The organism is Pseudomonas sp. NFR02 (assembly GCF_900119375.1).
GTDB lineage: Bacteria > Pseudomonadota > Gammaproteobacteria > Pseudomonadales > Pseudomonadaceae > Aquipseudomonas > Aquipseudomonas paracarnis.
The window spans coordinates 212463-232309 of record NZ_FPJJ01000003.1; the positions used below are offsets into that span (position 1 = coordinate 212463).

A 19847-nucleotide genomic window follows, 5' to 3' on the forward strand; every position below is an offset into this window, starting at 1 on the left:
GCAGGAGCCCCATGGAGCAATTTCGCAATATCGGCATTATCGGTCGCCTGGGCAGTACCCAGGTGTTGGACACCGTCCGCCGGCTGAAGAAGTTTCTGCTCGAGCGCCACCTGCATGTGATCCTCGAAGACACCATCGCTGAAATCCTCCCTGGCCACGGCCTGCAAACCTCGTCGCGCAAGATGCTCGGCGAGGTGTGCGACATGGTCATCGTGGTCGGTGGCGATGGCAGCCTGCTCGGCGCTGCCCGGGCGCTGGCGCGGCATAACGTGCCGGTGCTGGGGATCAACCGCGGCAGCCTGGGCTTCCTCACCGACATCCGCCCCGATGAGCTGGAAGTCGAAGTGGCCAAGGTGCTCGACGGCCATTACCTGGTGGAGAACCGCTTCCTGCTGCAGGCCGAAGTGCGCCGCCATGGCGAGGCGATCGGCCAGGGCGATGCCCTTAACGACGTGGTGCTGCACCCCGGCAAATCCACGCGCATGATCGAGTTCGAGCTGTACATCGACGGCCAGTTCGTCTGCAGCCAGAAGGCCGACGGCCTGATCGTCGCCACGCCTACCGGTTCTACCGCCTACGCGCTGTCGGCCGGCGGCCCGATCATGCACCCCAAGCTCGATGCCATTGTGATCGTGCCGATGTACCCCCATATGTTGTCCAGTCGGCCAATTGTGGTCGATGGCAACAGTGAGCTGAAAATCGTGGTATCCAAAGACATGCAAATCTACCCGCAAGTCTCCTGCGACGGGCAGAACCATTTCACCTGCGCCCCCGGTGACACCATCACCGTGAGCAAGAAGGCACAGAAGTTGCGCTTGATCCACCCGCTGGATCACAACTACTACGAAGTGTGCCGCACCAAGTTGGGCTGGGGCAGCCGCTTGGGAGGTGGAGGCGACTGATGCTCGATCCCGCGCGTAGCTACGACCTGATTGGTGACGTGCACGGTTGCGCTCATACCCTTGAGCACTTGCTCGACCAATTGGGTTACCACAAGCAGGGCGGCACTTGGCGCCATCCGTCACGCATGGCGGTGTTCCTGGGCGATATCATCGACCGTGGCCCACGCATCCGTGAGGCGCTGCATATCGTCCACGATATGACCGAGGCCGGCCAGGCGCTGTGCATCATGGGCAACCACGAGTTCAATGCGCTGGGCTGGACCACGCCGGCACCGCCGGGCAGTGGCAAGCAGTTCGTGCGTGAGCACAACCCGCGCCACGCCCGCTTGATCCACGAGACCCTGACCCAGTTCGAACACCACCCGGCCGACTGGCACGACTTCCTCGGCTGGTTCTACGACATGCCGCTGTTTGTCGATGCCGGGCGTTTCCGCGTGGTGCACGCGTGCTGGGACGACAGTTTTATCCAGCCGCTGCGCGCCACCTTCCCGGATGGCTGCATCGACCCGCATTTCCTGCAAGCCGCCGCCGTACCGGGCAGTTTCGCCTGCAATGCATTCGACCGCCTGTTGCGCGGCACCGATATGCGCCTGCCCGATGGGCTCACCCTGACCGGTGGCGATGGCCTGACGCGTTCGTTCTTTCGCACCAAGTTCTGGGAAGATGACCCCAAGACCTACGGCGACATCGTGTTCCAGCCCGACGCCTTGCCGGAGCCGGTGGCACGCACGCCGTTGTCGTCCACACAAAAGAATTCTTTGCTGCGCTATGGCGTCGATGAACCGCTGTTGTTCGTCGGCCACTACTGGCGCAGCGGCAAACCCGCGCCGATCCGCCCGAACCTGGCCTGCCTGGACTACAGCGCGGTGCTGTACGGCAAGCTGGTGGCGTATCGACTGGACCAGGAAACCCAGCTGGATCCGCGTAAATTCGTATGGGTCGACGTTGAGCGACCAGAGGCCATTCCATGAGTACCGTAGCTGTATTGCGCTTGCCCCTGAGCGTCGACCTGGGTGGTTTCGTCAAGTTGCTGCACCGCATGCAGGTGCCGCACCGCGTCAGCGAGGAGGCCGGTGAACAGGTGCTGTGGGTGCCCGAGGCCATCAGCGACGACGTGCGCGTGCTGTATCAACGTTTCCCCGCTGGCGACCCGGACCAGCAACTGGATATTCCCGAGCAGGCGCCGGTTGCGCGGCCGGGCTTTGTCCAGCAAGTGCGCCATAGCCCGGTCACCGCGCTGGTTTTGCTGGCCAGCCTCATCGTCGCGGCCGTGACGTTGCTCGGCGCTAACCTGCAAACCATGGCCTGGCTGACCTTCCTGCCATTCCGGGTGCTGGGCGAGTACATCCAGTTCACGCCGTTGGCCGACACCCTGGCCTCGGGGCAGTGGTGGCGCCTGGTCACGCCGATGCTGATCCACTTCGGCATCCTGCATCTGGCGATGAACGGCATGTGGTACTGGGAGCTGGGTCGGCGCATTGAAGCGCGCCAGGGCAGCATCAACCTGCTGGGCCTGACCCTGTTGTTCAGCCTGGTCTCCAACTACGCGCAATACGCCTACGGTGGCCCCGGCTTGTTTGGCGGCTTGTCTGGCGTTTTGTACGGCCTGCTCGGGCACTGCTGGATCTTTCAATTATTGTCGCCCAACCCGGCCTATCGCCTGCCCCGTGGGGTGCTGGTGATGATGCTGGTGTGGTTGTTGCTCTGCCTGTCGGGGCTGGTCTCGATGATCGGTTTCGGCGAAATCGCCAACGCGGCCCATGTGGGCGGGTTGGTCATCGGTTGCTTGACGGGTTTGCTCGGCGGTTTGTACAACCGTCGCAAAGCGTCTCTTTGATAAGGAAGAGCCTTATGTCCTCTTTTGCTGAAATGATCGAAAACATCACCCCGGACATCTACGAGAGCCTCAAGCTCGCGGTAGAGATCGGCAAATGGTCCGATGGCCGCAAGCTCACCGCCGAGCAGCGCGAATTGTCGTTGCAAGCGATGATCGCCTGGGAGATCCAGAACCTGCCCGAAGAGCAGCGCACCGGCTATATGGGCCCGCAGGAGTGCGCGTCCAAATCCGCGCCAGTACCGAATATCCTGTTCAAGTCGGATGCGATCCATTGATTGAAATTGGTCGCGGTGCAGTCAGCAAAATGTCGGCGCAGCTCGGTGAGCCGACCGTTCAATACGCCTTTCGCCTGGGCGACACCGAGGTGCCGGTCAATCCGCTGATCGGTACCCATATCCGCCTGGAATACCTGGGCGCGATTCATTGCAGCCATTGCGGGCGCAAGACCAAGACCAGCTTCAGCCAGGGCTACTGCTACCCCTGCATGACCAAGCTGGCCCAGTGTGACCTGTGCATCATGAGCCCCGAGCGTTGCCATTACGACGCCGGTACCTGCCGCGATCCGGGCTGGGGCGAGACATTCTGCATGACCGACCACGTGGTGTACCTGGCCAACTCGTCGGGCATCAAGGTCGGCATTACGCGTGCTACGCAGTTGCCCACCCGTTGGCTGGACCAGGGCGCCAGCCAGGCGCTGCCGATCATGCGCGTGGCGACACGTCAGCAATCGGGCTTCGTCGAAGACCTGTTCCGCAGCCAGGTGGCCGACAAGACCAACTGGCGCGCCTTGCTCAAGGGCGACGCGCAAGCGGTGGACCTCAAGCAGGTGCGTGATGAGCTGTTCGCCTCTTGCGCCGAGGGCTTGCTGGGTTTGCAGGAACGCTTTGGCCTGCAAGCCATCCAAACCATTGCCGACATCGAGCCGATTGAAATCCGCTACCCGGTCGAGCAGTATCCGACCAAGATCGTCAGCTTCAACCTGGACAAGAACCCGATTGCCGAAGGCACGCTGCTGGGGATCAAGGGCCAATACCTGATCTTCGACACCGGCGTCATCAACATTCGTAAATACACGGCCTATCAGCTCGCCGTGCATCAGTAGAAGGATCCCCAGCATGCGCACCGAACAACCGAAGATGATTTACCTTAAGGACTATCAGGCGCCGGACTACCTGATCGACGAGACGCACCTGACCTTCGAGTTGTTCGAGGACCACAGCCTGGTCCACGCGCAGCTGGTGATGCGCCGCAACCCCGAGCGCGGCGCCGGTTTGCCGCCATTGGTGCTCGATGGCCAGCAACTTGAGCTGTTGAGTGTCAACCTGGCCGACCAGCCGTTGACGGACGCTGACTACCAGCTGACCGACAGCCACCTGACCGTGCAGCCCAAGAGTGAGACCTTCACCCTCGACACCACCGTCAAGATCCACCCAGAAACCAACACCGCCCTGGAAGGCTTGTACAAATCCAGCGGTATGTTCTGCACCCAGTGCGAGGCCGAAGGTTTCCGCAAGATCACCTATTACCTCGACCGCCCGGACGTGATGAGCGTGTTCACCACCACGGTGATCGCCGAGCAGCACAGCTACCCGGTGCTGTTGTCCAACGGCAACCCGATCGCCAGCGGCCCCGGTGAAGACGGCCGGCACTGGGCGACCTGGGAAGATCCGTTCAAGAAGCCGGCGTACCTGTTTGCGCTGGTGGCCGGTGACCTGTGGTGCGTCGAAGACAGCTTCACCACCATGACCAACCGCGAAGTCGCGCTACGCATCTACGTCGAGCCGGAAAATATCGACAAGTGCCAGCACGCCATGACCAGCCTGAAAAAATCCATGCGCTGGGACGAAGAAACCTATGGTCGCGAGTACGACCTCGACATCTTCATGATCGTGGCGGTCAACGATTTCAACATGGGCGCCATGGAGAACAAGGGCCTTAACATCTTCAACTCCAGCGCCGTGCTGGCCCGCGCCGAAACCGCTACAGACGCCGCTCACCAGCGCGTCGAAGCCATCGTCGCCCACGAATACTTCCACAACTGGTCGGGCAACCGCGTGACCTGCCGCGACTGGTTCCAACTGTCGCTCAAGGAAGGCTTCACCGTGTTCCGTGACTCGGGCTTCTCTGCCGACATGAACTCGGCCACAGTCAAACGCATCCAGGACGTGGCGTACCTGCGTACCCACCAGTTCGCTGAAGATGCCGGCCCCATGGCCCACGCCGTGCGCCCGGACAGCTTTATCGAGATCTCCAACTTCTACACCCTGACCGTGTATGAAAAGGGCTCGGAAGTGGTCGGCATGATCCACACCTTGCTCGGTGCCGAAGGCTTTCGCAAAGGCAGCGACCTGTATTTCGAACGCCATGACGGCCAGGCCGTGACCTGCGACGACTTCATCAAAGCCATGGAGGACGCCAATGGCGCCGACCTCAGCCAGTTCAAGCGCTGGTACAGCCAGGCCGGCACCCCGCGCCTGGCGGTGAGCGAAGCCTACGATGCGGCGGCCAAGACCTACAGCCTGACCTTCCGCCAGAGCTGCCCACCCACTCCGGACAAGGTCGAGAAATTGCCCTTCGTGATCCCGGTGGCGCTGGGCTTGCTGGACGGGCAGGGCGCCGGCATTGCCTTGCGCCTGGCCGGTGAAGCGACGGCGGGCGACACTTCGCGGGTAATCTCGGTAACCGAAGCGGAACAGACCTTTACCTTCGTCGACATCGCTGAAAAACCCTTGCCTTCGTTGCTGCGTGGTTTCTCGGCGCCGGTGAAGCTCAGCTTCCCCTACAGCCGCGATCAACTGATGTTCCTGATGCAGCACGACAGCGACGGTTTCAACCGCTGGGATGCCGGCCAGCAGTTGGCCGTGCAGGTGTTGCAGGAGCTGATCGGCCAGCATCAGGCGGGCCAGCCGCTGAAGCTTGATCAACGCTTGATCGACGCGCTGCGCACGGTGTTGAGTGATGAAAGCCTGGACCAGGCCATGGTCGCCGAAATGCTCTCGTTGCCGAGCGAAGCCTACCTCACGGAAATCAGCGAGGTGGCGGATGTGGACGCTATCCACGCTGCCCGCGAGTTTGCCCGCAAGCAACTGGCCGACAACCTGTTCGAAGGCTTGTGGCTGCGCTACCAGGCCAACCGCGAGCTGTCCAAGCAAACGCCTTACGTGGCAGAAGCCGAGCACTTCGCCCGGCGTGCGCTGCAGAACATCGCGCTGTCGTACCTGATGCTCAGCGGCAAGCCAGAAGTGTTGGCGGCCACCCTGGATCAGTTCGACACCAGCGATAACATGACCGAACGCCTGACGGCGTTGGCGGTGTTGGTGAACTCGCCGTTCGAAGCAGAGAAAGCCCAGGCCTTGGCGGTGTTTGCCGAAAATTTCAAGGACAACCCGCTGGTCATGGACCAATGGTTCAGCGTACAGGCCGGCAGCACCTTGCCGGGCGGGCTGGCGCGGGTCAAGGCGTTGATGGAGCACCCGGCGTTCACCATCAAGAACCCCAACAAGGTGCGCGCACTGGTGGGCGCATTTGCCGGGCAGAACCTGATCAACTTCCATGCGGCGGATGGCTCGGGCTATCGCTTCCTGGCCGACCTGGTAATCCAGCTCAATACCTTGAACCCGCAGATCGCCTCGCGCCAACTGGCGCCGCTGACACGCTGGCGTAAATACGACAGCGCCCGGCAGGCGCTGATGAAGGCGGAGCTGGAGCGCATCCTGGGTGCGGGTGAACTGTCCAGCGATGTGTTTGAGGTGGTCAGCAAGAGCCTGGCGTAACCCTCACTGCCTTAACGCGATCCCCCTGTGGGAGCGGGCTTGCTCGCGAAGGCGGCGTGTCAGTCGACATCAATATGACTGACCCACCGCTTTCGCGAGCAAGCCCGCTCCCACATTTAGGTCAGGAGGCGTCAGTTTGATAAGCGTCATAGCTGCGGCGCGTGCGCTCTATCTCTTCGACCAACCGGTCAATGCCCGCCAACCGCGCCCGATTGTCATGATCCCAGGGATGAAAGCCCGGCTTGAAGTAATGCAGCCACGGCCGGAACATCCGTGGAAACACGCCTTTGGGCCCATACAAGAATTTAACCATGCGCCACAGCCCCTTCAGCGTGCCACCCGCAGTGCGGTCGGCAATCAACAGGCGCACGTGAAAATCCAGCACCACCACCCAGAACAGCACGCTGGTGGTCAGCATGGTGCCGGTGCGCAGTAGGTAACGCGCAGGCCCTGGCTTGATCACGGTGTTCCACACATCGAACGCCACGGCTTTATGTTCGGTTTCTTCCAAGGCGTGCCAGTACCACATCTGCTGGTAACCCTTGAGTGAGTCGCCAAAGCGCGACGGGTCGCTCAGCAGGATTTCCGCGAGCATGGCGGTGTAGTGTTCCAGAGCGATGGTCACCGCCAGGTTGAACGACGGCGGCAGGTGTTTTTTCTGCAGGTCGAGGAAGAACTTCAGGCGTCGGTCGAGGGAGTGCGCCGGCAGGCCGGCCGCTTGCAGCAAGTCGTTATACGCCACGTGTTCACGGCTGTGCATGGCCTCCTGGCCGATAAACCCCTGGATCTCTTTTTTCAGTTCGGCATCGTCGATCTGCCCACGGTAGTGGCGCACGCTGTCCATGAAGAACAGTTCGCCCTGGGGAAACAGCAACGACAGGGCATTGAAGAAATGGCTGACCACAGGCCCTTGTTCGTGCCAGTTCTTGATGCGCTCGGCAGGTAAGGCAAAACGGATATCGCGACGGATCGGCAGCATGGTGCGTTCTCCTGTTCAGAGTCGAGGCTCGTCGTTGGTTTCAAACACCGGCGTGCGCGGTTTGGGCGCCATGCGCTTGCTGGCAAACACCACCAGCGCCTGATAGGCCGCCGGCAGGCAACGGGCGAGCAGGTCGAGGGAATAGGCATCGCGGCCAATCAGCACGCGACGCTTGTTTTTGCGTACGCCTTGCAAGATCACTTTGGCGGCCTGGTCGGCGTCGGTGATGAAGAGTTTTTCGAAATCGGCGCGGGCTTGTTGCTCGCTGTGGATGAGAAAGCCGGTCATGTTCGCGTCGATGCGGCTGCTGCGGCAGATGTCGGTACGAATGCCACCGGGGTGCACACAGGTGGCCGACACGCCGCAGCGTTGCAGGTCGAGTTCCTGGCGCAAGGCTTCGGTGAAGCCGCGTACCGCGAACTTTGTAGCGTTGTAGCCGCTCATGCCGGGCTGGGCGAACAGGCCGAACACGCTGGACGTATTGATGATATGCCCGTCGCCGCTGGCCTTGAGGTACGGCAGGAATGCCTTGGTGCCATGCACCACTCCCCAGAAGTTGATGCCGACGATCCATTCCAGGTCGGCGTAATCCACGCCTTCGACGGTGCTCGACAGCGCCACCCCGGCATTATTGAAGACCAGATTGACCTTGCCGTGCTCGGCCACGCAGCGTGCTGCCCAATCGTGCATGGCCTGGCGGTCGGACACGTCCAGCACTTGGGTGGTGACAGTGACGGGCGACAAGGTCGAGGTGCGGATCAGCGCCAGGGTCTGTTCCAGGCCCTGGCTGTTTTTGTCTGCCAGCGCTAGATGACACCCTTCCCGCGCCAGGGCCAGGGCCAATGAGCGGCCCATGCCGGACGCCGCGCCGGTGATCGCCGCAACGCGGCCGTTGAATGACTTCATGACAGGCTGCCTTCTGTGGTGGAGTGGGGCGTTGCAACCGCTCGCGGCAGGGCGGGCGCCGGCGCCTGGCTGACGCTGTAGTCTTTGAGGGCAAAATGCCGGGTGACCTGCTTGAAGTGCCAGGTCGAGCCGGGCCACAGCGTGGTGTTCTTGCCGGTGCGCGGGTCGAGGTACCAGCTCTGGCAGCCGCCGGTGTTCCAGATGGTGCGCTTGAGCTTGTCCTGCAACTGCTGGTTGTAGGCGTGCTCCACGGCGGGCTTGACCTCTACCGTGGTAAGGCGCTGGCGCTGCATGTGTTTCAGGGCGTCGAGGATGTACGCGACCTGGGCCTCGATCATCAGGATCATCGAGTTATGCCCCAGGCCAGTATTGGGGCCCACGATCAGAAACAGGTTCGGGTAGCCCGGCACGGTAGTGCCTTTGTAGGCATGGGCGCCATCGCGCCAGGCATCCATCAGGTCGATGCCGTCACGGCCGATGATGCAGCCACGGGGCAGCGGGTCGCTGGCCTGGAAACCCGTGCCGAAGATCAGGCAATCGGCGGGGTGCTTGATACCGTCGGCGGTGATCACGCCGTCGGCTTCGATGCGCAGCACGTTGTCGGTGACCACCTCGACATTGCTGCGCGAGAGTGCCGGGTAGTAATCGTTGGAAATCAGCACGCGCTTGCAGCCGATGGTGTAGTCCGGCGTCAGGGTTTTGCGCAGGGAAGGGCGGGCCACCTGTTTGCGCAGATGACGCAGGGCGATTTTCTGCACCATTTTCATCAGGCGTGGATGCAGGGCAAAGCCCACCACGCGGCCTTCCAGTGCCCAGTAAAGCGCAGCACGCACCAGCTTCTGGGTGAGCGGTACATGCTTGAACAACCAGCGCTCGGCAGCGGAAATCGGCCGATCAGGCTTGGGCATGATCCACGGCGGTGTGCGCTGGAACAGGTCCAGGTGCGCCACCTGCGGGGCGATCTGCGGCACGAATTGGATGGCGCTGGCACCGGTGCCGATCACCGCCACGCGCTTGCCCTTCAAGGAGTACTCGTGATCCCACTGCTGGGAGTGGAAGCGCTTGCCCTTGAAACTGTCCAGCCCTGGGATATCTGGCATTGCCGGGCGCGACAAGCCCCCCATTCCCGACACCAGCACCCGTGCGCTGACGTGGCGGCCGTTAGTGAAGGTCAGTTGCCAGCGCTGCTGTTGTTCATCAAACAGCGCCCGTTGCAGGCCCATGCCAAAGCGCAGGTAGGGCGCCAGCTTGAAGCGCCTGGCGCAGTCTTCCAGATAGGCGCGTATCTCGGGTTGCGCCGCGAACTGTCGCGTCCAGTTCGGGTTGGGCGCAAAGGAAAACGAATACACATGGGACTGCACGTCGCAGGCGCAACCTGGGTAGTGGTTGTCGCGCCATGTACCGCCGAGGGTCTGGGCCTGTTCGGCGATAAAGAAGTCGGTGAGCCCGGCTTCCTTGAGTTTGATCGCCATGCACAGGCCCGCGAACCCGGAGCCAATGATGGCGATGTCGATTGAGTCACTGGGGGCATTCATAGGGCTGCCTCATCAATAAAGCGCTTGGGCATCGGATGTGCTCCTGTTTTTGTTTTGTCTTTTAGATAGAACACCATTGCAAAGGAAAATTGAATTAATTATTTTAAAAAAGATTTTAAATAATCTACCTGAAAAATTCGCCTACGCTAGGGCCTTGTTGCGCATGAGCGATTTGTCCGACGGACGAACGTGGTATGCATGAAGTCTAGGTCCAGGGTGTGGACGATGGCTGGGGCCAGATCAATTCCGGTCGGGTCGCCAGCAGCAGGGAAGCAGAGGACCGAGCTATGGCTGTCGAGTGGGTTGTCGCTGCGGGTGTGCTGGCGGGCGCCAGTGCGGCGTTATGGGGCTTGAGTGCCTGGATGACGCGGCGCATTGAAGCGACCGTGCCGATCAACGGGCGTTTCGTCGATGTGGATGGCGAGCGCTTTCATTATGTCGAAGAGGGCAAGGGCCCGCCGCTGGTGATGATTCACGGGCTGATGGGCAGCAGTCGCAACCTGACCTATGCCTTGTCCGGCCAGTTGTGTGAGCATTTTCGGGTCATCAGCCTCGACCGGCCGGGCTCAGGCTATTCCACCCGGCACAGCGGCACGCCGGCAGACTTGCCGGCCCAGGCGCGACAAATCGCGGCCTTCATCAAGACGCTGGATCTGGGCAAGCCGCTGATACTGGGGCACTCCCTGGGCGGAGCGATTGCCCTGGCGCTGGCCCTCGACCATCCTCATGCGGTGTCCGGGTTGGTGCTGGTTGCGCCCTTGACTCACCCCCAACGCATGCTGCCGCTGGTGTTCCTGTCTCTGGCCGTGCGCCCGGCCTGGCTGCGGCGCTGGGTGGCGCACACCTTGACCTTGCCCATCGGGCTGCTGACCAAAGACTCGGTGGTGAAGGGCGTATTTGCCCCCGATCCTGCGCCGCCGGACTTTGCCACCCGTGGCGGCGGTTTGCTGGGCATGCGCTCCGACAATTTCTACGCCGCGTCCACCGAGATCAACCGGGTCAACGACCACCTGCCGGAGATGGTCAAGCGCTACTCCCGATTGACCCTGCCCATCGGCCTGATCTACGGCGCGCAGGACAAGGTGCTCGACTTCCAGAAACACGGCCAGGCCCTGGCCAGCAAGGTGCCAGGGCTGAAAATGCAAGTGATCGAAGGCCGTGGGCATATGTTGCCGATCACCGCCACCGAGCGCGTGGCGGCGCTGGTGGAGCAGGTGGCCAAGCGGGCTCGACCCGGCGAGAGCGTCCGGCCGTTAAACCCACCTGTCGCCCTGGCGAGCCAGTAACAGTGCCACCTGACTGCGGCGCCTGGCGTTGACGCTTGCCCCTGAGCACCTGACCAAATGGCTGAAAAGAGACTGCTCGGTCACGGAAAAAAGGGCTGGAGAAACTAGTTGACGACCTAACGATTCCGCGCTATTTATTTAAAAAAATTATTTCAATGTGTAATTTGAAATTATTTTTGAAATGCCTAAGAGCGAATAAAATAATGAAAAAAACGCCTTTTATCGCATGCATGATTTCTCGCAGCAGTCAGCGCACCGCTGCCGCATTGCCTACCGAATGTATGCGGAGGCTGCCATGAACCAGACTCTGGCAGCTGCGACCGTGTGGGCCGACGGCAAACGCCACCTGTGGTGGCTGGGCATCATGCCGCTGGCGACGCCCTTGCTCTCCGGCGCCCTTGCCATCACCACAGGCGTGCAACAACTGTGGTGGGTGGGCGTGCTGGTGATCTTCGGCTTGATCCCGCTGATTGACGGCCTGCTCGGCGAAGACGTCAGCAACCCGCCCGAATCTGCCGTCAGCCACCTTGAATCCCAACGCTACTACCGCTGGATCGTCTACACCGGCGTGCTGTTTGTGATTGCCTCGGTGGTGATCACCGGTTGGCTCGCTGCGGGCGGTATCGACTGGATCATCAACGGCGGCCTGTTACAGGCCACGGCCACCCTGGAACCCTCGAACTGGCTGGCCAGGACCGCCGCGTTCATCACCGCACGCACTGAACTTCACGGTGCAGTCAGCTGGTTGACGTATGTGGGCATGGCCATGTCCACCGGGGCCGCCACCGGCATTGCCATCAACACCGCCCATGAGCTGGGGCACAAACCCAAGCCCTTGGAAGTGTTCCTGGCCAAGGTCACCCTGGCGCCGACCTTCTATGGCCACTTTTACACCGAACATAACCGTGGCCATCACGTGCGGGTCGCCACTCCGGAAGACCCGGCCAGCTCGCGCCTGGGTGAAAGTTTCTGGGCATTCCTGCCGCGTTCGGTGTGGTTCAGCGCTGTGTCGGCCTGGAACCTGGAGCGCGAACGCCTGCGCAAACTCGGCCTGCCGGCCCTGCACTGGAAGAACGCGGTGCTCAGCGCCTGGATGTATAGCGTGGTGTTGTGGGGCGCAATGATTGCCTGGCTGGGGGCGGCGGTAATTCCGTTCCTGATTATCCAGGGCATCTACGGGTTCTCGTTGCTGGAAGTGGTGAACTATGTCGAGCATTACGGCCTCAAGCGTCAGAAGTTGCCCAATGGCCGTTATGAACGCTGCTCGCCGCGTCACTCGTGGAACAGTAATCGAATTGTCACCAATATCTTTCTGTTCCAGTTGCAGCGGCACTCCGATCACCATGCCAACCCCACGCGCAGTTATCAGTCGCTGCGTCACTTTGATGAATCACCGCAACTTCCCTATGGCTACGCCAGCATGATTGTCTGGGCTTATGTGCCGTATTTGTGGCGGCGTCGCATGGACCATCGTGTACTGAATCACTATGCCGGCGATATCAACCTGACCAATCTTCAGCCGTCAAAGCGTTTGAGGTATCTGGAGAAGTACAGCGGTAGTGCCAAGCCGTTTTGAGATGAAGTAAGCCTTCAGGGTGTACTCGGGATCTGTGTATCGCGCAGGTCCTTGTCGCCCGGCGTTTTGAGTGCAAGAACCTGGTTTGACCCTACAACAATAATTTCAAGGGAAGGACGTACACCATGCAAAGTTCTGCCAAGTTCACCGCCCACATCCTGTTGGCGGCCATGGGTTTGATTGCTTACCACCAGGCTCAGGCTGCGCGTATCGAACCCGCTGGCAGTGCCTTCACTGCCCAAGGACCTATCAGCTTTTCCAAAGGCAAGCTCATCAGTGCCGACTGCACCATCAAGGTAGCCGGCAAGGTCGCAGCCGATGGTTCATCGGTGAATGTCGACAAAGTCGAGTTCGACGGTGGCCTCAAGTGCAGCCGTGTCGAAGCCATCAACTTGCCTTGGGTGTTAATCGCCAAAGATACAAAAAGCGGCTCCATGTCGAAGATCAGCGTGGACGTGCATGCCTTTGGCCTGGGTGGCAAGTGTGGGCCGTCGACGGCCGACGGTACTTGGGATAACGCCACCGGCAAGTTGGAAGCCGCCGATGTTGCGATTGGCGAAGACTGCAAGATCAAGACGGTGTCGATCAAGATGCCGGCCAACTTCAAAGTTGTCGAATAACACGTTCCGACAGTTGTAGCGGTAAATGAATTGAAATTTGGCTGGAAAGGGAAGTTCTGCAGTTTCACCGTGACCTCTCGATCATGGCCATTACCCCTGGCGAAATGAATCGCCATAACATGTGAGGAAAAACAATGAAAAGCTTGAAAACCCTCGTTTGTGCAACTTCGTTTGCTCTGTGCTTTGGTGCCGCCTCCATGGCGAGCGCGGCGTCCGTTTCTCCAGACGGTCCGTTCTCGACTAATGCCGGTACCATCGTGGTGAAGTCGCCCTCATCCTTCGGTGCGGCAGTGACTTGCGGCATTACCTTTACCGGCAACGTTAGCGGTGGCGTGGCTTCTATCAACGGTGCGTCCTTGACCGGCGGCGGCCTGTGCGCACTGCCCACGCTGACTAACCTGCCTTGGGTTCTTACCGCAGCGACGGGCACCACCGGCACCGTGACCAACGTAGGCTACAAAATCTCCTCGATTCCGGCCACTAACTGCGGCCCTACCACCATTGCCGTGGCGTGGACTCCTGGTACCAAAACACTTTCGGCCACCAATCAGTCGCTGACCGGCAACTGCACCGTCGTATCGCTGAATGTTGTTGCCCCGACGCTGACGGTTAACCCGTAAGCATGTGACTCCAGAGGGCTGATCACCCGTGAAAGGCCGATGCCTCATGCGAGGCATCGGTTGGGCAGGGTACTTACGGTGTGCCTGCGGCCACACGACCCACCGGCAGGGGCCGGGCGAAATAATAATAAGGAGCAGCGCATGAATAATAAGAAACAACACGCTCACACGTTACTGGGGTTGGCGCTGTTGGGAGGTTTGATGACCACGGGACATGTGCAGGCGGGCGGCTTCTCCACGCCAACCTACGGTGCGCCTGGCTGGGGCCGCGCGTTTGGCGGCGGTTCATTGTTCAAGAACGACCCCAGTGCCGCGTACAACAACCCGGCGGCCATGGCGTTCATCGATTCAACTATCGCGCAGCAGACTGTCGATTATGCCCGGGTCAAGATCAAATATTCGGGTCAGGCTTTTGACCACAACGGTAATCCTGTGACCAATACGCCGGTATTGGATGATCAGGGCAGCATGGGCGATCCGACGCTCAATAACAATAACGGGGGGCAAGGTGGCTTTACCGCGTGGCTGCCAACCGGTTTCCTGGTGATCCCCATCGGCGACCGCTTTGCGTTTGGCTTGAGCCAGGTGGTCCCCCAGGGCATGAGAACAACTTGGAACGAAGACTCCAAGCTGCGGGATTTTGCAGTCGACACCAAAATTGAGACCGTTGGCCTGACAGGCTCACTGTCGTTCAAGGTCAATGACCAGTTTTCGGTCGGCGGTGGCGCCATCGTCCAACGCAGCCAGGGATTTGTCAGCCAGAACGTCGACTTGCTGGCAGCGGCGGACGTCTCTCCCGGACTCGGCGGGACCGGCTTTCCGACCGGTGTAGGGCATTCGTTGATGCGTGTGAAAGTCGATAATATCTCGGTCGGTTGGTTTGGCGGTGTGGTATGGAAGCCGACGGCGCAAGACACACTGGGCTTGAACTATCACGCCAAAATCAAAAACAAGATGACCGGCAAATACAATGTCTATACGGATGCTATCGGTCGCAACGCGATGACCAATCCTATTGGACCGAACGGCGAAACATTGGTTGAAATGGCGTATCCGGGGCTGAAGCTTTTCCCGGACGGGGCGCATGCCAGCACTCAGTTGGATATTCCGGCTACTGCGGCGATTGACTGGGTCCACCAGTTCAATGATCGCTGGACATTAGGTGTCAGCGCCCAGTGGACTGAATGGTCTTCGTTCAAAGACCTGACACTCAAGTCGCAAGGCTCGACTATTGTTGCCATCCCGTACAACTACAAGAACGCCTGGATGACCTCGATCGGTGGCGACTATAAAGCCACTGACGAACTTACCCTGCGTGCCGGTGTAGCTTACGACCAGACACCTACCCGTAACTCCACGCGTGACCCCCGGATCCCCGACGGCGACCGCTATTTCTTGGCGTTTGGTGCCGGTTATGACATCAAGGCTGTGCCTGGTCTGTCAGTGGATGCCGCGTATTCGCACCAATTCGTCCAGAAGGTCAATCTGAAGACCAAGAACGTTGATCGTCTCGGAGCCGCCCAACTGGACGGCAAAGCCGAATCTTCAGGTGATGTGGTCAGTCTGTCGGCTACCTACAAGTTCTAAAGGGCACGTGGAGCAGTTGTCGAGCAGGGTTCCCAGTGCACCTGGAGACCCTGCCGGGGCTGTTTAGGCTGTTCTGGTTTCTTATTCCACAAGGCTGAGTCGTTCAGCCTGATTTTTTTCGTCAACACACTAAATAAAAATTTCAAAACATTATTTGAATTTATGATTTGAAGTTTGTAGTGTGGTTTTACGCCCTGAATCAAGTAGAGGTATCCCCATGCTTATCTGGTTATTGGTGGGTCTCGCCGCCGCGATTGCCCTGGCGTATCGACAAGCCGCCGCCACCCTCTGGCTGGGCGCTGGCCTGGTCTGGTTAGCGGCGGGTTATCTGTTCAACGCGGTGGCCGTGCCGGGCATTACCCTGGCGGCGGTATTGGTGGTGCTGCCCGCCTTGGTGCTGGCAATCAAACCCCTGCGCCGCAAGCTGCTGACCACCAAGGCCTTGGGCCTGTTTCGTACAATCATGCCGGCGATGTCCGATACCGAGCGTGCGGCGATAGAGTCCGGCACGGTGTGGTGGGATGCCGAGCTGTTCAGCGGCAAACCCGACTGGCAGCGCCTGCTGCAAGCCGCGCCGGCCAGCCTGAGCGCCGAGGAGCAAGCTTTCCTCGACAACGAAGTCGAAACCCTGTGCGACATCGCCAACGACTGGGAAACCACGCAAGTCTGGCAGGACATGTCCCCCGAGGGCTGGCAGTACACCAAGGAGGCCGGGTTCCTCGGCATGATCATTCCCAAGCAGTACGGCGGCAAAGGCTTCTCCCACTACGCCCATTCCCAAGTGGTGATGAAGCTGTCGACACGTTGCTCGGCGGCAGCCATTTCGGTGATGGTGCCTAACTCCCTGGGGCCGGCCGAGCTGCTGCTGCATTACGGCACCGACGCTCAGCGCAACTACTACCTGCCGCGCCTGGCACGCGGTGACGATATTCCGTGTTTCGCCCTGACCAGCCCGTATGCCGGCTCCGATGCCGGCGCGATCCCTGACCTGGGCATCGTCTGCAAAGGCATGCATGAGGGCGAGGAAGTACTGGGTTTCAAAGTGACCTGGGACAAGCGCTACATCACCCTTGGCCCGATTGCCACGGTGCTGGGCCTGGCGTTCCGCGCCGAAGACCCGCAGGGCTTGCTTGGCGCGCCTGGTTCCCTGGGCATTACCTGTGCGTTGATCCCCACCTCCCATCCAGGGGTAAACAGCGGCCGGCGTCACTGGCCGTTGAATGCGGTTTTCCAGAACGGTCCTACTACCGGCAAGGATGTGTTCATTCCCTTGGAGTGGGTGATCGGTGGTCGCGAACAAATCGGCAACGGCTGGCGCATGTTGATGGAATGCCTGGCGGCAGGCCGGGCGATTTCCCTGCCATCGGCCAACGTCGGCCTGGGTAAAGTGGCGGTGCGCGGTACCACAGCCTATGCGGCGATGCGCAAGCAATTCGGCCTGCCCATCGGCAAGTTCGAAGGTGTACAGGCGCCGCTGGCGCGCATGGCCGGGCATCTGTATGCCTGTGATGCGGTGCGCAAGGTGTCGGTGGCATCCCTGGACGCCGGCGAGAAACCGTCGGTGATCTCGGCCATTGCCAAGTACCACGTCACCGAGCGGGCGCGCATCATCGTCAACGACGGCATGGACATCGTCGCTGGCAAAGGCATCTGCATGGGCCCCAATAACTTCCTCGCCCGTGCCTACCAGCAAAGCCCCATCGCCATTACGGTGGAAGGTGCGAACATCATGACCCGCTGCCTGATCATCTTTGGCCAGGGCTTGATTCGTTGCCATCCCTACGTGTTCCGCGAGATGGAAGCGGCGCACAACCCCGACCGGCGCAAGGCCCTGGAAGACTTCGACAGCGCAATGTTTGGCCATGTGAGTTTTGTCGTGGCCAACACGGTACGCGCAGCGGTGCATGCCCTGACCGGCGGACGCCTGATTGCGGCCCCGGCCAAGACCGACTCGGCGCTGGCTGCCTACTACCGCCAGGCCAATCGGCTGTCGGTGGTGCTGGCGCTGATCTCGGATATTTCCATGGGCGTGCTGGGCGGTGCCCTCAAGCGCAAGGAAAGTATCACCGGGCGCCTGGGGGATATTTTGTCGCAGTTGTACATCTTGTCTTGCGTGCTCAAGCGCTTCGAGGATGACGGCAGGCCCCAGGCGGACTTGCCGCTGGTGCACTGGGCGGCCCAAGACGCCTTGTTGCGCGCCCACGAAGCCTTGGCCGAAGTGCTCGACAACTACCCTTCAAAGCCCGCAGCAGCAATGGTGCGTGCGTTGAGTTTTCCGTTTGGCATCCCGCAGCGCAAACCGTCGGATCGCCTGTTGGCGCAGGTGGCGGAGGTGGTGCAGACCCCTGGCGAAACCCGCGACCGTTTGCTGGCCAACTCCTACATCCCCCGTCCGGAAGTCGACAAGCTGGCCTACGGCGAATTGGGTTTCCGTTTGCTGCCCCAAGTGGAGCTGATCGAGGCGCGGCTCAAGCCCGCCATCAAGCAAGGTCTGCTCGGTCCGCTGCCGATCTCTGCCACGGCCTTCACCGACTGGCGCGTGAAGGCGCGGGCGCTGGATTTGATCAGCGACGACGAAGACGCCTTGCTGGCGCGCTATGTGGAGTACGCCGACCACGGTATCCAGGTGGATGACTTCCCCCAGGACTTTGGTTTGCTGGAGGCCCTGCAGCAGCGTAAGCAGGCACTTGAACCGGTCGCCAAGCGGCGCAGCGTCCCGGTCAGTTAAGAGCAACCCCGGTCCACCTGTGGGAGCTGGCTTGCCTGCGATGGCATCACCTCGGTTTGACTGATACACCGAGTCGCGGGCATCGCAGGCAAGCCAGCTCCCACATCGATCGGGTTTACAAGACAGCCATTGTGTTGTGAGTGGAACCCTCTATGAGTGACAGCTACCTTTCGTTCGTCAATTCCCCCTGGGGCCGGCGCCTGGCCCAGGCGGTCGGCTTGCCGCAACCCTTGCCCCTGCAACGGCATCGCAGCGGCAAGGCCGGCCTGGCTAACCCGGTGATCATCGCCGGGGCAGGGCGCCTGGTGGCCTCGGTGCAGCGCGTGTTCAGCGCCACCGACACCGTCGCCGCGACCCCGGCGACGCCCAAGGCGCCGTCCACGGTCAAGGTGCAAGGCGCGGTGTTCGACGCCAGCGGCGTGGCCGATCTGCAACAGCTGGACGAGCTTTACCTGTTCTTTCACAGCAATGCCAAACGCCTGGGTCAGCATGGCCGGGTGGTGGTACTCGGCACCGCGCCCGAGCATTGTAACGACTTGCCCCAGGCCATCGCCCAACGCGCCCTTGAAGGTTTGGTGCGGTCGCTGGCCAAGGAGCTGCGCCGGGCGATCACCGTGCAATTGCTGTACGTGGCGCCGGGCGCCGAAGACGCGCTGGACAGCAGCCTGGGGTTTTTCCTGTCGCGCCGCTCCGCCTATGTTTCCGGGCAGGTGGTGCGCCTGGAAAAACCGGTCGATGGCCACGCCGCCATCAACTGGGACAAACCCTTTGCCGGCAAACGCGCCCTGGTCACCGGCGCCTCCCGTGGCATCGGCCTGGCGATTGCCCAGGTGCTGGCGCGCGACGGTGCCCATGTGGTGTGCGTGGACGTGCCTCAGGCCCAGCAAGCTTTGCAGCAGGCGGCGACCAGCGTGAGCGGCTCGGCGTTGCCCCTGGATATCACCGCCGCCGATACCGCCGCGCTGTTGCAAACCCACGTCAGCCAATACGGCGCCTTTGATGTGGTGGTGCACAACGCCGGGATCACCCGCGACAAGACCATCGCCAAAATGACCGAGGCCGCCTGGCGTAGTGTCCTGGCGGTCAATCTCGAAGCACCGTTGCAGCTCAGTGAGGCCTTGCTCGACAGCCAGGGCTTGAACCCCGGCGGGCGCATTGTGTGCGTGTCGTCAATTTCAGGTATCGCCGGCAACCTGGGGCAGAGCAACTACGCCACGTCCAAGGCCGGGGTGATCGGCCTGGTGCAAGGCCTGGCACCGCGTGCGGCCGCCCGGCAGGTCACGGTGAACGCGGTGGCGCCCGGCTTTATCGAAACCCAGATGACCGCCAAGATCCCGCTGATGATCCGCGAAGCGGGGCGGCGCATGAATTCGTTGTCCCAGGGCGGGCAACCCATCGACGTGGCCGAGGCCATTGCCTGGCTGGCCCATCCGGCGTCGGGCGGGGTCAATGGCCAGGTGGTGCGGGTGTGCGGCCAAAGCCTGTTGGGAGCCTGACC

General features: G+C 61.0%; 16 protein-coding genes. 13 read left to right on the top strand and 3 right to left on the bottom strand.

The features are described 5' to 3' along the window. Positions 1–11 precede the first annotated feature (11 nt). The 6 genes from BT199_RS11400 to pepN are packed head-to-tail and all read left to right on the top strand — an operon-like array spanning position 12 to position 6512. Positions 12–902 (top strand): NAD(+) kinase, encoded by an 891-nt coding sequence (locus tag BT199_RS11400; protein WP_003217892.1) that lies wholly within the window; start codon positions 12–14, stop codon positions 900–902. Further along, positions 899–1873, top strand: coding sequence for a metallophosphoesterase (locus BT199_RS11405; RefSeq protein WP_162236638.1), 975 nt, complete (start codon positions 899–901; stop codon positions 1871–1873). Before BT199_RS11400 ends, BT199_RS11405 begins: the two co-directional genes overlap by 4 nt. Next, positions 1870–2739 (top strand): rhomboid family intramembrane serine protease, encoded by an 870-nt coding sequence (locus BT199_RS11410; RefSeq protein ID WP_072434500.1) that lies wholly within the window; start codon positions 1870–1872, stop codon positions 2737–2739. Before BT199_RS11405 ends, BT199_RS11410 begins: the two co-directional genes overlap by 4 nt. Before the next feature lie 14 nt (positions 2740–2753). Then, the gene (locus tag BT199_RS11415; protein ID WP_003190750.1) at positions 2754–3014 is read left to right on the top strand and encodes a YeaC family protein; all 261 of its coding nucleotides are present in this window, start codon (positions 2754–2756) and stop codon (positions 3012–3014) included. Further along, positions 3011–3841: a DUF2797 domain-containing protein gene (locus BT199_RS11420; RefSeq protein ID WP_072434501.1), complete on the top strand. Its 831-nt coding sequence runs from the start codon at positions 3011–3013 to the stop codon at positions 3839–3841. The genes BT199_RS11415 and BT199_RS11420 overlap by 4 nt, the downstream gene beginning before the upstream one ends. Before the next feature lie 13 nt (positions 3842–3854). After that, entirely contained in the window at positions 3855–6512 is a 2658-nt protein-coding gene (pepN, locus tag BT199_RS11425) for an aminopeptidase N (protein WP_058410561.1), read from the top strand. A 121-nt stretch (positions 6513–6633) separates the two neighbouring features. Here pepN and BT199_RS11430 read toward each other — a convergent pair whose 3' ends face one another. Genes BT199_RS11430 through BT199_RS11440 form a run of 3 tightly spaced genes read right to left on the bottom strand, consistent with a single transcriptional unit; the run spans position 6634 to position 9932 of the window. After that, entirely contained in the window at positions 6634–7491 is an 858-nt protein-coding gene (locus tag BT199_RS11430; protein WP_072434502.1) for a metal-dependent hydrolase, read from the bottom strand. Between the two features lie 15 nt (positions 7492–7506). Then, positions 7507–8397 carry an SDR family NAD(P)-dependent oxidoreductase gene (locus BT199_RS11435; protein ID WP_072434503.1) on the bottom strand — a complete coding sequence of 297 codons (891 nt, stop codon included), beginning with the start codon at positions 8395–8397 and terminating at the stop codon, positions 7507–7509. Next, positions 8394–9932, bottom strand: coding sequence for a flavin-containing monooxygenase (locus BT199_RS11440; RefSeq protein ID WP_072434504.1), 1539 nt, complete (start codon positions 9930–9932; stop codon positions 8394–8396). Before BT199_RS11440 ends, BT199_RS11435 begins: the two co-directional genes overlap by 4 nt. A 287-nt stretch (positions 9933–10219) precedes the next feature. On the opposite strand from BT199_RS11440, the gene BT199_RS11445 reads away from it, so the two are divergent. From BT199_RS11445 to BT199_RS11475, 7 genes are all read left to right on the top strand, one after another. Beyond that, a complete protein-coding gene (locus BT199_RS11445; protein WP_072434505.1) occupies positions 10220–11218 on the top strand; it encodes an alpha/beta fold hydrolase in 999 nt (332 codons plus the stop codon). Between the two features lie 295 nt (positions 11219–11513). Next, positions 11514–12794: an alkane 1-monooxygenase gene (locus tag BT199_RS11450; RefSeq protein ID WP_072434672.1), complete on the top strand. Its 1281-nt coding sequence runs from the start codon at positions 11514–11516 to the stop codon at positions 12792–12794. A 125-nt stretch (positions 12795–12919) separates the two neighbouring features. After that, positions 12920–13414, top strand: a complete 495-nt coding sequence (gene praA, locus BT199_RS11455; protein ID WP_020301539.1) for an alkane oxidation protein activator PraA — start codon at positions 12920–12922, stop codon at positions 13412–13414. Positions 13415–13548: 134 nt separating this feature from the next. Next, positions 13549–14034, top strand: coding sequence for an alkane oxidation protein activator PraB (gene praB / locus BT199_RS11460; RefSeq protein ID WP_014718293.1), 486 nt, complete (start codon positions 13549–13551; stop codon positions 14032–14034). A gap of 141 nt (positions 14035–14175) precedes the next feature. Beyond that, positions 14176–15621 (top strand): outer membrane protein transport protein, encoded by a 1446-nt coding sequence (locus BT199_RS11465; protein ID WP_014718294.1) that lies wholly within the window; start codon positions 14176–14178, stop codon positions 15619–15621. A gap of 217 nt (positions 15622–15838) precedes the next feature. Then, a complete protein-coding gene (locus tag BT199_RS11470) occupies positions 15839–18349 on the top strand; it encodes an acyl-CoA dehydrogenase (RefSeq protein ID WP_072434506.1) in 2511 nt (836 codons plus the stop codon). 152 nt (positions 18350–18501) lie between these two features. Continuing rightward, on the top strand, positions 18502–19845 hold the full coding sequence (locus BT199_RS11475) for a 3-oxoacyl-ACP reductase (protein WP_072434507.1): 1344 nt from the start codon (positions 18502–18504) through the stop codon (positions 19843–19845). The last annotated feature ends 2 nt before the right edge of the window (positions 19846–19847 follow it).